13 protein-coding genes are annotated in these 12,044 nt (G+C 54.1%); 2 read left to right on the forward strand and 11 right to left on the reverse strand.

The annotated features are described in order from the left end of the window. Positions 1-114: 114 nt before the first annotated feature. From yfeX to AACS80_RS18605, 4 genes are all read right to left on the reverse strand, one after another. On the reverse strand, positions 115-1,014 hold the full coding sequence (gene yfeX, locus AACS80_RS18590) for a porphyrinogen peroxidase (RefSeq protein WP_001561819.1): 900 nt from the start codon (positions 1,012-1,014) through the stop codon (positions 115-117). Between the two features lie 95 nt (positions 1,015-1,109). Continuing rightward, positions 1,110-1,682 carry an RpoE-regulated lipoprotein gene (locus AACS80_RS18595; RefSeq protein ID WP_130207392.1) on the reverse strand — a complete coding sequence of 191 codons (573 nt, stop codon included), beginning with the start codon at positions 1,680-1,682 and terminating at the stop codon, positions 1,110-1,112. Positions 1,683-1,888: 206 nt separating this feature from the next. Next, a complete protein-coding gene (locus AACS80_RS18600) occupies positions 1,889-2,338 on the reverse strand; it encodes a DUF2919 domain-containing protein (protein WP_130207394.1) in 450 nt (149 codons plus the stop codon). Continuing rightward, on the reverse strand, positions 2,325-2,750 hold the full coding sequence (locus AACS80_RS18605; protein WP_000406000.1) for a GNAT family acetyltransferase: 426 nt from the start codon (positions 2,748-2,750) through the stop codon (positions 2,325-2,327). Before AACS80_RS18605 ends, AACS80_RS18600 begins: the two co-directional genes overlap by 14 nt. 213 nt (positions 2,751-2,963) lie before the next feature. Here AACS80_RS18605 and amiA point away from each other — a divergent pair, with 213 nt between their 5' ends. Continuing rightward, complete coding sequence (amiA, locus tag AACS80_RS18610; RefSeq protein WP_130207396.1) at positions 2,964-3,833, forward strand: N-acetylmuramoyl-L-alanine amidase AmiA; 870 nt, start codon at positions 2,964-2,966, stop codon at positions 3,831-3,833. A 3-nt stretch (positions 3,834-3,836) separates the two neighbouring features. Next, positions 3,837-4,736: an oxygen-dependent coproporphyrinogen oxidase gene (gene hemF, locus AACS80_RS18615; protein ID WP_131162084.1), complete on the forward strand. Its 900-nt coding sequence runs from the start codon at positions 3,837-3,839 to the stop codon at positions 4,734-4,736. A gap of 5 nt (positions 4,737-4,741) precedes the next feature. On the opposite strand, the gene eutR is transcribed toward hemF, so the two are convergent. Genes eutR through eutH form a run of 7 tightly spaced genes read right to left on the reverse strand, consistent with a single transcriptional unit; the run spans position 4,742 to position 11,929 of the window. Beyond that, a complete protein-coding gene (eutR, locus tag AACS80_RS18620) occupies positions 4,742-5,794 on the reverse strand; it encodes an HTH-type transcriptional regulator EutR (RefSeq protein WP_135410238.1) in 1,053 nt (350 codons plus the stop codon). Positions 5,795-5,839: 45 nt separating this feature from the next. After that, complete coding sequence (gene eutK, locus AACS80_RS18625; RefSeq protein WP_130207402.1) at positions 5,840-6,340, reverse strand: ethanolamine utilization microcompartment protein EutK; 501 nt, start codon at positions 6,338-6,340, stop codon at positions 5,840-5,842. A 12-nt stretch (positions 6,341-6,352) separates the two neighbouring features. Next, positions 6,353-7,012, reverse strand: coding sequence for an ethanolamine utilization microcompartment protein EutL (eutL, locus tag AACS80_RS18630; RefSeq protein WP_001111027.1), 660 nt, complete (start codon positions 7,010-7,012; stop codon positions 6,353-6,355). A 9-nt stretch (positions 7,013-7,021) separates the two neighbouring features. Then, positions 7,022-7,909: an ethanolamine ammonia-lyase subunit beta gene (gene eutC, locus AACS80_RS18635; RefSeq protein ID WP_135410239.1), complete on the reverse strand. Its 888-nt coding sequence runs from the start codon at positions 7,907-7,909 to the stop codon at positions 7,022-7,024. A gap of 20 nt (positions 7,910-7,929) precedes the next feature. Next, a complete protein-coding gene (eutB, locus tag AACS80_RS18640) occupies positions 7,930-9,291 on the reverse strand; it encodes an ethanolamine ammonia-lyase subunit alpha (protein WP_135410240.1) in 1,362 nt (453 codons plus the stop codon). An 11-nt stretch (positions 9,292-9,302) separates the two neighbouring features. Then, a complete protein-coding gene (gene eutA / locus AACS80_RS18645; protein ID WP_135410241.1) occupies positions 9,303-10,706 on the reverse strand; it encodes an ethanolamine ammonia-lyase reactivating factor EutA in 1,404 nt (467 codons plus the stop codon). After that, positions 10,703-11,929 (reverse strand): ethanolamine utilization protein EutH, encoded by a 1,227-nt coding sequence (eutH, locus tag AACS80_RS18650; RefSeq protein ID WP_130260661.1) that lies wholly within the window; start codon positions 11,927-11,929, stop codon positions 10,703-10,705. The genes eutA and eutH overlap by 4 nt, the downstream gene beginning before the upstream one ends. Between the last annotated feature and the right edge of the window lie 115 nt (positions 11,930-12,044).

Below are 12,044 nucleotides of genomic sequence, written 5' to 3' on the forward strand. Positions count from 1 at the left end.
AGGCCGGATAAGACGTTTACGTCGCATCCGGCGTGTACAACGCGTACTTTATCAACAATCTGAGGCCAGTCAGTAATGCTATTGGCTGGCCTTTAATCATCGAATCAGAAACGCTTACAACGCCATCAACTTGTCCAGCGACGGCGCGAAGTAGTAGCCGCCAGTGACCGGTTTGGTAAAACGCAACATCGCATCACGCTTACCATCGGTATCGCCAAACATGCTCAGCAGTTGCTGCTCAATGTTATGCAGACGCGCACAGTAGGCGCAGAAGTACAGACCGTGCGTGCCACTGGCGGTGCCGTACGGCAGGCTCTGGCGAACAATCTTCAGTCCTTTACCATCTTCTTTCAGATCAACACGGGTCAGGTGAGAAGTTTCCGGACGTTCGTCGCCATCAATCTCTTCGTTGGCTTCTTTGGTACGGCCGATCATCATCTCCTGATCGTGAATGCTCATCCGGTTGAGTTGCTTCAGGTTGTGCTCCCAACGCTGCACAAACACATAGCTGCCGCCCGCATCCACGCCGTCTTTAATAACCGCCACTTCGCGACGCGTCTCTTCACCCGCTGGGTTTTCTGTGCCGTCAACAAAGCCGCTCAGGTCACGCTCTTCCACCCAACGAAAGCCGTGGATCTCTTCTTTCACTTCAATGCAGTCGCCAAAGGCTTCCATCGCTGCCTGAGCGACAGAAAAGTTTACGTCATGACGCAGAGAAAGAATGTGGATTAACACATCGAACTGAGTGGTCGGCGCAAGACCTTTGCCGTAGCCCGGAAAATCTTTCAGCTCTTCGGCACCAACGCCGCCGCTCAGAGCACGCCAGGTGTTGTTACCAAAGGCAACGACTGCACCAAGATGTGCGTCCGGGAATTTCGCTTCAAAAGTTGCCAGTTTGTCGGCAAATGTTTTACTGGCCGCACGCAGGGCATCAACTTCCCCTTTTACGTTGGCTTCGATCCAAATCGCCGCGCGGCAATGTTCTGGCAAAATGCCACTCTGAACCTGAGACATTGTTCCTCCTGAAAATAATAATGCCACGCAATCCGTGGCATTGTTGGGCGCTATTTTACGTGTTTTTTGTGATTAGCGGTTTGCTCAGACGCAAATTAACGTCGCCAGATAATTTTACTGACTTTCCAGTTTTTCAAGGTATCGTCCGAAGGCATTAACCCTTCAGGACCACTCCATTCACCGCTGAACTGGTAGCTAATATGTTGACTGCCTTCAGCTTTACATTCGACAGCACGATCATCACCATCTGCTTTTTGGCAATTGCCAAATGCTTTGCTGTAAAGGTCGCTAAACGGTGTACCGATTTTAACACCGGAGTCCGCAGGAATATCGCTATCTGAAACGTCAATGCGGCTGATTGTACCTTGATCACCATTGATGACCATCGCCACGCTGTCGCCTTTCATCACTTCAAAAAAGCGCACTACATTACCGTTAGCGGTTTTCATTCCGCTGCGCAGGCGATAATCACCATCAAGCGCATCGGCAATAGCTTGTTCTTGTAATGGTGTGGACGCCGTTAATTCACCCACGCCCTGCTCGCTCACTTTGGTAGATGAACCAAACCAGTTCCACGGATTAGCGGCAGACCAGTTAACTGACGACATAGTGGAACAGCCGGTCAGCATCAACGGCATAGCGCATAACATTAAACGCAGCGATTTCATCTCACTTCCTTTGGTTATTCAATAACGTTGCTTGGAGTGCAAATTTGCAAAAAAGTGCCGTTAGAGGTAGATGACAAACACAAAATTGCCTGATGCGCTACGCTTATCAGGCCTGCTTTTTCCTGCAATATCTTGAATTTTCGATGTTTTGTAGGCCGGATAAGGCGTTCACGCCGCATCCGGCATAAACAAAGCGCACCACTGCGTTATTCTTTTTCTTCATTAAAACAAGCGCGTAAACGTCGATTAGTCAGCAGCCAGATTAACGCCACAATATCCGCCACTACCAGCGCCAGACCGATTCCGCTAACCGATTCACCGTTCAGCCACAGCCACGGTTGCCAGCAAAGTAAAACCACTTGCGCCAACAGCAACAGAAAATAGAGCCCATGCCAGATACGGGGAAACGTCGCCCGCCGACCACTCAGCAAAAACGCCAGCACTGCTGGAATGCCGGGAATTAACCCCAGCCAGAAATTATCATGATCGGGATAAAACAGATTCAGCAGCGCAGTACCCTGCTCACGCGACGCACCGGCAATCACAAACAGCACCCAGGTTCGCGCCTGAAGCAGTAGCACAAGCCAGAAGAGAAAAGGTAAACGCAGGCGTCCGTGCGCATCATAATGGACAGGATGAAACTCAGTACTCTTCATCTTCAATCAAACGCTTACCCAGACTCAGCACATCAGCGTGTTCATATCCCAGGCGTTCGTACATTCCGAGCACCATGTCATTGTCTTCCGGCACGTTGATCTGAATTTTCGGGCAACCGCGGGCAATCAGCTTTTTCTCCAGCCGATTAAGCAAGGCGTTAGCAATGCCGCGCCCGCGAAACTCCGGATGCACGCCAAGATAATAAGCAGACCCACGATGCCCGTCATAACCGCCCATCACCGTTCCCACCACTTCACCATTCACTTCCGCGACCAGGAACAAACTGACGTCATGGTTCATCTTGCGTTCGATGTCCATTTCCGGATCGTTCCACGGACGCAGCAAGTCGCAACGCTCCCAAAGGGTGATGACCTCTTCGAAATCTTCCTGGCGAAATACGCGTATCTCCATGGTATGAGTTACCTTTTTGGGGGTTAAAAGGGTGATTATGGCGTGAACGACCGAATTAGCCAATATCTGACGAAAATCGGTTGAAAAAGTGGCATAATGACGCGTTGTCATTTATTGAAATGAAAAGTAAAACAATTCTCACCAGCAAACCGTCGTAACGGATTACGCGATACGATATAACATCTGGAACTTCATTATTACAACTCAGGCCGTATGAGCACTTTTAAACCACTAAAAACACTCACTTCGCGCCGCCAGGTGCTGAAAGCCGGATTGGCTGCCCTGACGTTGTCAGGAATGTCACAAGCCATCGCCAAAGAAGAACCTTTAAAAACCAGCAACGGACACACTAAGCCGAAAGCCAAAAAAGCTGGGGGCAAGCGGATAGTCGTTCTCGATCCGGGTCACGGCGGGATTGATACCGGGGCGATTGGCCGCAACGGGTCAAAAGAAAAACACGTGGTGCTGGCAATCGCCAAAAACGTCCGTTCAATTTTGCGCAATCATGGCATTGATGCACGGCTGACGCGTTCTGGCGATACCTTTATTCCACTGTACGATCGCGTTGAAATCGCCCATAAACATGGCGCTGACCTGTTTATGTCAATTCACGCCGACGGCTTTACCAACCCGAAAGCTGCCGGTGCATCGGTCTTTGCCCTCTCTAACCGTGGCGCAAGTAGCGCGATGGCAAAATATTTGTCGGAACGCGAAAACCGTGCTGATGAAGTTGCCGGGAAAAAGGCGACCGACAGGGATCACCTATTGCAACAAGTGCTGTTTGATCTGGTGCAAACAGATACCATTAAAAATAGTCTGACGCTCGGCTCGCATATTCTGAAGAAGATTAAGCCGGTGCATAAACTGCACAGCCGCAACACCGAACAAGCGGCATTTGTGGTGTTGAAATCACCGTCGGTTCCTTCGGTGCTGGTGGAAACTTCGTTTATCACCAACCCGGAAGAAGAACGGCTATTAGGCACGGCGGCGTTTCGTCAGAAAATCGCCACAGCGATTGCTGAAGGCGTGATCAGTTATTTCCACTGGTTTGATAACCAGAAAGCACACTCGAAAAAGCGGTAAGTTATGAAACCCGACGCACACCAGGTTAGACAGTTCCTCCTCGACCTTCAGGATACAATTTGCCAGCAACTGGCCGCCGTAGATGGCGCAGAGTTTGTCGAAGATAGCTGGCAACGTGAAGCTGGTGGCGGCGGGCGTAGTCGGGTGTTGCGTAATGGTGGTGTTTTCGAACAGGCGGGCGTCAACTTTTCTCACGTCCACGGCAACGCGATGCCCGCTTCCGCGACCGCTCATCGCCCGGAACTTGCCGGGCGCAGTTTCGAGGCGATGGGCGTATCGCTGGTAGTGCATCCGCATAATCCGTACGTTCCCACCAGCCACGCGAATGTGCGGTTTTTTATTGCCGAAAAACCGGGTGCCGATCCCGTCTGGTGGTTTGGCGGCGGCTTCGACTTAACTCCATTCTATGGTTTTGAAGAAGACGCCATTCACTGGCATCGCACCGCCCGTGACCTGTGCCTGCCATTTGGTGAAGACGTTTATCCCCGTTACAAAAAGTGGTGCGACGATTACTTCTACCTCAAACATCGCAACGAACAGCGCGGCATTGGCGGGCTGTTCTTTGATGATCTGAACACGCCAGATTTCGACCACTGTTTTGCCTTTATGCAGGCGGTAGGCAAAGGCTACACCGACGCTTACTTACCGATTGTTGAACGGCGTAAAGCAATGGAATACGGCGAACGCGAGCGCAATTTCCAGTTGTACCGCCGCGGGCGCTATGTCGAGTTCAACCTGGTATGGGATCGCGGGACGCTGTTTGGTTTACAAACCGGCGGGCGCACCGAGTCTATTCTGATGTCGATGCCGCCACTGGTACGCTGGGAGTATGATTATCAGCCAGAAGCAGGCAGCCCGGAAGCGGCGTTGAGTGAGTTTATTAAGGTCAGGGATTGGGTGTAACTCCCTCATCCCAACTCCTGCATCCGCTGATGCAGCGTCAGTGACGGCTTCTCGGCAAACAGTTGCTGATAATCCGTGGCGAATTGCCCCAGATGCCAGAATCCCCACTGCATGGCGGCGTCTTTTACCGTCATACTTTGCGACCACGGACTAATCAGTTCACGGCGCACGGCGTTCAGGCGAATGCGTTTTAGCCACGCATTCGGGCCAATGCCCAAAATAGCGTGAAATGCGTTTTGTAGCGTGCGGCGGCTGACGTGCAGTTGATTACACAAGTCCAGTACGGTTACCGGTTCGGACATGTTTTCCAGCACATATTCACGGGCGCGGGAAAGCAAACGTCGGTAACTCTGATGACTAATACTTTCCGCTGTCACCATTGGTTGCGCTTCTTCCAGCATCGCCCCCATCGCCATCAGCAAATTATCCCCCAGCACTTTACGCACCTCAGGCTGATGAAGATTCTCCGGGCTCTCGCAAAATGTCGCCAGCGCCTGTTGGACAAAGCCCCACAGCGCGGCTTTATGCTGCTCTTTCACTTCCAGCGCCGACTGGTTACGTAACATATGCAGCACCCTTTCCGGGTTATGCAAAAAGTTAGCCTGCCGGGTAATGACATCTTCAGAAAGCACTACGCCAAGGATCGTATAATCATCCGGTGTACTCAGCTCAAACTCGGTGCCGCCAGGGCGTGTGGCAATTTCCGCGCTTCCCAGGCATTGTGAGCCGATAAATCCCTGTTCGCCGCGTGTCGCCGGAATACCAAACCAGAAAGAGTTCGGCCAGACCAGGCACGACTGACGCAGTGCCAGACCAGTGTATTCACGGAAAACCTGAATATCATCAAGCAGAATTTCCGTAAATTCACCATGAAACTTGCCCGGATGCAGCTGATCGTAAATCTGCTGCCAGGCGGTAATCGTCAAAGCATGTTCATAGACATCCGTTGTCTGTCGTTGATGAACATTATCCACTTCGACCTTCGGCGTAAGCTTCAGGTTTTCAGATAAGGGTTCATGATAAAGATGGTGCAAATTAGCTGTACGGGGCTTTTTCATGATGTTAATGCCGGGTGTTATATGACACCCGGCACCTCCGACAGATTAATGGGGCTTGAGACGATAACGGCTACTGCGTTTACGCAACGTCCCGGCAGAAAAGAGCTGTTCGAGCGCATTTCTGGCTTTTTCCAACGGCCAGCCAAAGTGGGCAGCCACTTCTCCTGCCGTCATTCCCTGACGTACTGATGTTAACAGCGCCAACAACTCGTCAGCAGATTCCGCAACGATAGCTGGCACGCAGGGTTCCTTTACAGCTTGCTTCGGCTGGCGGTTAAAGCCAGTAACCAGCCACTGGGTGTCATCGTCTGGCCGACCGATCTCCTTGCGGCTAATGACGCGCCCGGTACGCATCGCAGCAGCACAACCTGCGTCCAGCGCCGCACGACACGCCGCCAGATCGCCTTCCACCACCAGCGTCAACCTACCAGGGTCAAGTACTTCATGACTGAGCAGACGTACGTTGGCCGCTTTCAGCATCGCATCCGCCGCATCGATTGCTGCGACCATGCCGTCCACTTCCAGCAATCCCAGTGCATTGATCATCGGCAACCTCCGTTACGCACGCTGGATTGGATTCCGCGCGATTTCCAGCACTGCATCGGTAAAGGCATTACAGGCCGCTTTACACGCCGCCTGGCTTCCCGTTAAGAATGCGGCGGAATAGTTGGTTTCTGACGGCGGCGGGACATAAGTCACCAGCTGTACGTCGGCAGATTTTAACGCTGCATCAATGCCATAAGTCGCTTCCAGCGGCGGCGCCACCAGATACGCCATCGGATCGCCAAGCGTAATACCCGCAGTGGAAGAGAGATAAGAACCAGTGCGCGAAACCACATGTGCAAGGAATGCCGTATCTTGCGCATCGTTGGCCCACTGGAAGGCCGCACCGTTTTCAATATGCGCAACCATTGCATCCAGACCAGCACGCACTTCCGCCGGGTTTGGCCCGCCCAGCATAATCAGCACTTCACCGGCAGTCGGTGACGGGCCGTGTGCGGCTCCTGCATACAGCGAGCGGCCATACACCACTTCCACCATCGCCTGTTTGGTCGCTTCATCAGCGGCAATGTAGGTGACGTCATCGGAGTCGGCGGAAATCAGCCCAAGGCTACGAATATGCGGCGGCAATTTCAGCTCACGCGCAAAATCGGCGTTAACGGAGGCAATCACCCGCATGGCGGTGACCGACGGTCGAATCAAATCTAAAGCTGGCATGATGCCTCCTTATCGGGTCATGTTGATGCCGGATGCTTTCTGCTCCAGCATACGTTTCGCCAAATCCACAATAACTGCTGCGGCTTCAACTGGCGGCGTGCCGCCCTGGTGAATGTTAGAGATACAGGTGCGATCGGCCTCAACGGTGGTCGCCATACGCGGTGAGTAAACGGCGTAGCAGGAAAGACTTTCTGACTGCCCTAACCCCGGGCGTTCGCCCACCAGCAGGATCACCACTTTCGCGCCGAGGATCTCACCGATCTGATCTTCAATTTTCACGCGACCGTAACGCACAAAGAACGGCGTGCCGACTTTCAAACCAGCCTGTTTCAGGCCCGCCATCAGCGGTGGCAGGATCTCTTCATAGTTCACGGTGATCGCGTCAGTAGACAGGCCATCAGAAATAACGACCTGTACGTCCGGACTGGCGACACACTGTGATTTCAGGGCTTCAACCGCTTCTGCACACAGGCGGCGACCCATATCCGGGCGAGTCAGGTAGAGATTTTTGTCGCTAATTTCAGAGCGCACTTCCAGCAAGCCCTGCGCTTTCACCCACTCAGCCGGCACTTCTTTCAGTACGGTATCTTTCGAACGGGAGTGATCGGCCAGGAAACGCAGCAGCGCCTGGGTACGCGGACGCGGACCAGCACGACCGGTACAGACGCGGGCCACTGTGCTGCGGCGCAGTTCTGTTAATACGTCTGCGCGATGCGGATTTTCAACGCCAATCCACGCCTTCGCTTCAGCGGAACCTAAATCCAGCACACAGCTTTCCGAGGTCACCGGTGCCGAACAGGCTGTGGTGGTGCATTTGGCTTCTGATGGCGCGGGGGCTGCTTGTCCCATTGACGCCATCACGCTGCGTACAATTTCTTCAATCTGTTTTTGATCCATGATGTGTTATCTCCGCGTCATCAGAAGAACAGTGACGGATCGCCCGCCCGTTTGGTCAGGCGACCGTTTGCCATAATGCCCATGCTTTCCAGCCAGCGTTCAAACTCCGGTGACGGACGCAGGTTGAGTAACTGACGCACAGTGGCAGTGTCGTGGAAGGCCGTGGTCTGGTAGTTGAGCATGATGTCATCGCCCAGCGGCATCCCCATGATGTAGTTGCAGCCTGCGGTGGCGAGCAGGATCATCAGGTTTTCGTTGAGGTTCTGGTCAGCGTCAGCGTGGTTGGTGTAGCAGCAGTCACAGCCCATAGAGATGCCGCTCAGCTTGCCCATAAAGTGATCTTCTAAGCCCGCACGAATAATCTGGCGGTCGTTGTAGAGATACTCCGGCCCAATAAAGCCGACCACGGTGTTGACGATAAACGGATCGTAATGACGCGCCAGCCCATAGTTACGCGCTTCCATCGTCACCTGGTCAGCGCCGAAGTTAGCACCTGCGGACAGCGCAGAACCTTGTCCGGTTTCGAAGTAGAGGCAGTTTTCCCCGGCGATACGGTTGAACTCCGCGCCCACTGCGCGCGCTTCATCAAGCATCGCAAGTTCCACGCCAAACTCTTTCAGCCCTTTTTCGCTGCCGCAAATACTCTGGAAAATCAGCCCGCCCGGCGCGGCGCGACGAATCGCTTCAATCTGGGTAGTGACGTGCGCCAGCACGCAGCCCTGGGTCGGAATGTTGTATTTGTCGATCACGCCATAGATGGTATCCAACACGCGGCTTAAGTTTTCCACGTCGTCAGTCACTGGGTTAACGCCGATCACCGCATCGCCCACCCCGAAGGAAAGCCCTTCGTAGATTTGCGCGGCGATACTTTGCACGTCGTCACGGGTATCGTTCGGCTGCAAACGGGCGCTAAAGGTGCCCGGAATACCGATGGTGGTATTGGCCTTTTTGATAACCGGCATTTTCTTCGCGCCGTAGATCAGGTCCGCGTTGGAGCAAATCTTCGCTACCGCCGCGACCACTTCCGAGGTCAGCCCTTTGCGGGTAAAGGCAATGTCGTCCACGCTGGTTTCGTCGCTCAGCACATACTCACGCAGTTCGCTGATGCTCCAGTTTTTAATCTGGTTGTAGGCCGTTTCGTTAACGTCGTCCTGAATCAGCCGCGTAACGCAGTCATCTTCATAGGCAATCACCGGATTATTGCGGATGTCCGCTACGGTCATTTCCGACAACACCTGCTTTGCCGCCACGCGCTCCTGTGAGCTTGCCGCTGCAACGCCCGCCAGCACATCCCCCGAACGCAGTTCGTTGGCTTTAGCCAGCACCTCTTTTACATCCTTAAACTGATATACATTGCCGAACAATGTGGTCTTTAGTTTCATAAGTCGTTCCCTCAGGAAGGAAATGCGAGTGATTTCACCGTCACCGGCACAACCGATCCGCCAAAAAGAGGCGTACCAATGTCGATATAGTCCCCCGCGCGGACAATCACTTCGTCAATGACTGCCAACGGGAGTTGTTGTAGCTGTGGGCGCAACAACATGCCCAGAGCTTTACCAAAGTCCTGCCCGGCCACCACCAGCAGGGGATGCGGATTCGGAAAACGCGCGACGAAATCGACCAGCGCGTTGATGACCGTCAGTACCGCGGCGTAACGCACAGGCAGCGAGGCGGGAAGCGCCAGCACGTACGCGTCAGTTTTGGGATCAAGATCCAGCTGAATCAGCGCCTGTTGCCAGGCATTCACCAGATCCGTTTCATCAATTGGGATCGCCACCGGCAAATTACGCAGCGGCAGTTGTACGCCCTCCAGCCAGATTGTGCTGCCAGAGAGCGAAAGAGTATGTGCGCCCGCGCCAATCACCGTGGCGCGCACGGTTTGCGCCGGAAACTGCACGTTCATCTCACGCAGGCGCGGATGGTCATGCAGCGCCGTTGCCAGAAGCGGGCCAATATCGGCAAAACAGAACGGATCGGCGGGCTGGTGGCGATAACATTCGCCCACGCCGCCAGAAAGCGTAATGATTTCGGGCGTAACACCTGCGGGCAGCAGACCGGTTTGCATCAATGCCTGCGCGAGCGGCGAGAGCGTTCCGTCAATCACTTCGACAATTAGCGCCGCCATTCGTCGGGTAACCTGCACCAGCTGCGCGCCAGTCAGCGAACGGGCGTCAGTGCCTGCACCGAAGCACTCATCCACAATCATCTGCCCCGGTTTATGGGCGTAAACCACGCGTCCCTGGCTGTCGGTTTCCAGCAGGCGACCGCCGACATTGAGGCAGGCAGTACCACTGATTTTTCCGGCGTCGAACAGGGCGTAGTTCGCGGTGCCACCGCCGATGTCGATATTCAATACCCGACACAGCCGTTGTGCAGAAAGGGTTTGCGCCCCGGCACCGTGACCGGCAATCACCGATTCGAGATGCGGTCCCGCGCTGGCGACGACAAAATCGCCCAATGACTGAGAGAGCGTCATTACCGCCGGACGAGCATTGCGGGTTTTTGCACTTTCGCCGGTGATGATGATGGCACCAGAATCAACACTTTCCGGTGCAATGCCCGCAGCCTGATATTGCTCGAGGATTAAAGTTTTCAGCTCCGCTTCTTTTAAACCGCCCTGTTTATCGACAGGGGTAAAGAACACCGGGCTTTGCCAGCTAATTTCGCGTTTGATGAATTCGTAGCGCGGCACCTGCGACACCGCCGCACGGTTAACCAGCTCCAGGTGGGAGAAAATCACCTGGGTGGTGGTGGTGCCGATATCGATACCGACGCTTAGTAGCTGGCGAGTGTTCACGATTGCGCCTCCACTTCGGCTTTAGCCGCAGTCGCGTCTTCTTTTGGTACCAGCATCATCGCCACGCCAATCGCCGTAACGCCGCCGATCAATTTGCCGACAATCATCGGGAAGATCATGGCGTTCATGTTGGCAGCGGCGAAGCCTAAGTGGTCGCCCAGGGCGAAAGCAGCGGAAACGGCGAAGGCGCAGTTGATGACTTTGCCGCGGGTATCCATCTGCTTCATCATGCCGAACATCGGGATGTTGTTAGCAAGCGTTGCCACCATGCCAGCTGCCGCGATATTGTTCATATTCAGCACTTTACCGACGCTCATCAGCGGTTTTTCAAACCAGCGGGTCAGCAACAGCACCATCGGATATGCCCCTAACAGCACGCAGGAGATAGAACCGATAACTTCAATGGCGCGCATCACCTCACCTGGTTTATCGCCAGGGGCCATGAAGATCGGATCCAGGCCCGGGATCAGTTCCCAGCCAAGCAGGAATTTCACCACCGCGGCAGCAAGGCCGAGGGTAATCAATGCAACGAGGAATTTGGCGAAGATCTGGAAGCCGTTGATCATTTTTTCCGGGATGAATTTCAGCCCCAGCGCCACCAGTACCGCGACGATCAGTACCGGGATCATGTTCATCAGGATCAGGGCAAAGGTGAATTCCACAGGCTGGCCGTTGATTTGTACGCCGGAATACATAGCTACCAGACCACCAGCAATACAGCCAATTGGAATGGTCACAATGCCGGCCAGCACACCGAGCGCCAGATAACGACGGTCAGAAGGTTCGATAATGCCGAGCGCCACCGGAATGGAAAACACAATCGTTGGCCCCATCATCGACCCGAGAATTAACCCAGAGTATAGCCACGCTGCTACGTCGCCGCCCGCCAGCTCTTTGGCGAGGAAGAAGCCGCCCATATCGCACGCCAGCAGCGTTCCGGCGAACATCGACGGGTTGGCGCCGAGCATTTCGTAAACCGGGATGATCACCGGCCCGAGTACGTGGGCCAGTACCGGTGCCAGCGCGGTCATACCGACCATCGCCAGGCCCAGAGCGCCCATTGCCATAAAGCCTTCTTCGAACTGCCCGCCGGATCCTTCGATACTTTTACCGAACTTACCGAGGAAACGTGCAGAACCGCCGAACTGCGACAGGATCCTGTCTACGGCAGCTATCAGCATAAAGAACATCATGATGTACATGATGATTTCGTTAATTCCCATCGCCTTTACTCCCTGTTAGTTGTTATTTATTGGCGGATACGGCGTAAACACCTTATCCGCCCTACATGTGCAATCCTGTAGACCGGATAAGACGCGACAAGCATCGCATCCGGCA

The sequence above is a fragment of the Escherichia sp. E4385 genome, assembly GCF_963883145.1.
Classification (GTDB): Bacteria; Pseudomonadota; Gammaproteobacteria; order Enterobacterales; family Enterobacteriaceae; genus Escherichia.

Bases quoted from the DNA above. Each gene is read 5' to 3' on its own strand.
- eutL (WP_001111027.1), bottom strand. From the start codon at position 7,012: ATGCCAGCTTTAGATTTGATTCGACCGTCGGTCACCGCCATGCGGGTG.
- AACS80_RS18605 (WP_000406000.1), bottom strand. From the start codon at position 2,750: ATGGAGATACGCGTATTTCGCCAGGAAGATTTCGAAGAGGTCATCACC.
- eutB (WP_135410240.1), bottom strand. From the start codon at position 9,291: ATGAAACTAAAGACCACATTGTTCGGCAATGTATATCAGTTTAAGGAT.
- hemF (WP_131162084.1), top strand. From the start codon at position 3,837: ATGAAACCCGACGCACACCAGGTTAGACAGTTCCTCCTCGACCTTCAG.
- eutH (WP_130260661.1), bottom strand. From the start codon at position 11,929: ATGGGAATTAACGAAATCATCATGTACATCATGATGTTCTTTATGCTG.
- AACS80_RS18600 (WP_130207394.1), bottom strand. From the start codon at position 2,338: ATGAAGAGTACTGAGTTTCATCCTGTCCATTATGATGCGCACGGACGC.
- eutR (WP_135410238.1), bottom strand. From the start codon at position 5,794: ATGAAAAAGCCCCGTACAGCTAATTTGCACCATCTTTATCATGAACCC.
- amiA (WP_130207396.1), top strand. From the start codon at position 2,964: ATGAGCACTTTTAAACCACTAAAAACACTCACTTCGCGCCGCCAGGTG.
- eutC (WP_135410239.1), bottom strand. From the start codon at position 7,909: ATGGATCAAAAACAGATTGAAGAAATTGTACGCAGCGTGATGGCGTCA.
- eutK (WP_130207402.1), bottom strand. From the start codon at position 6,340: ATGATCAATGCACTGGGATTGCTGGAAGTGGACGGCATGGTCGCAGCA.
- yfeX (WP_001561819.1), bottom strand. From the start codon at position 1,014: ATGTCTCAGGTTCAGAGTGGCATTTTGCCAGAACATTGCCGCGCGGCG.
- AACS80_RS18595 (WP_130207392.1), bottom strand. From the start codon at position 1,682: ATGAAATCGCTGCGTTTAATGTTATGCGCTATGCCGTTGATGCTGACC.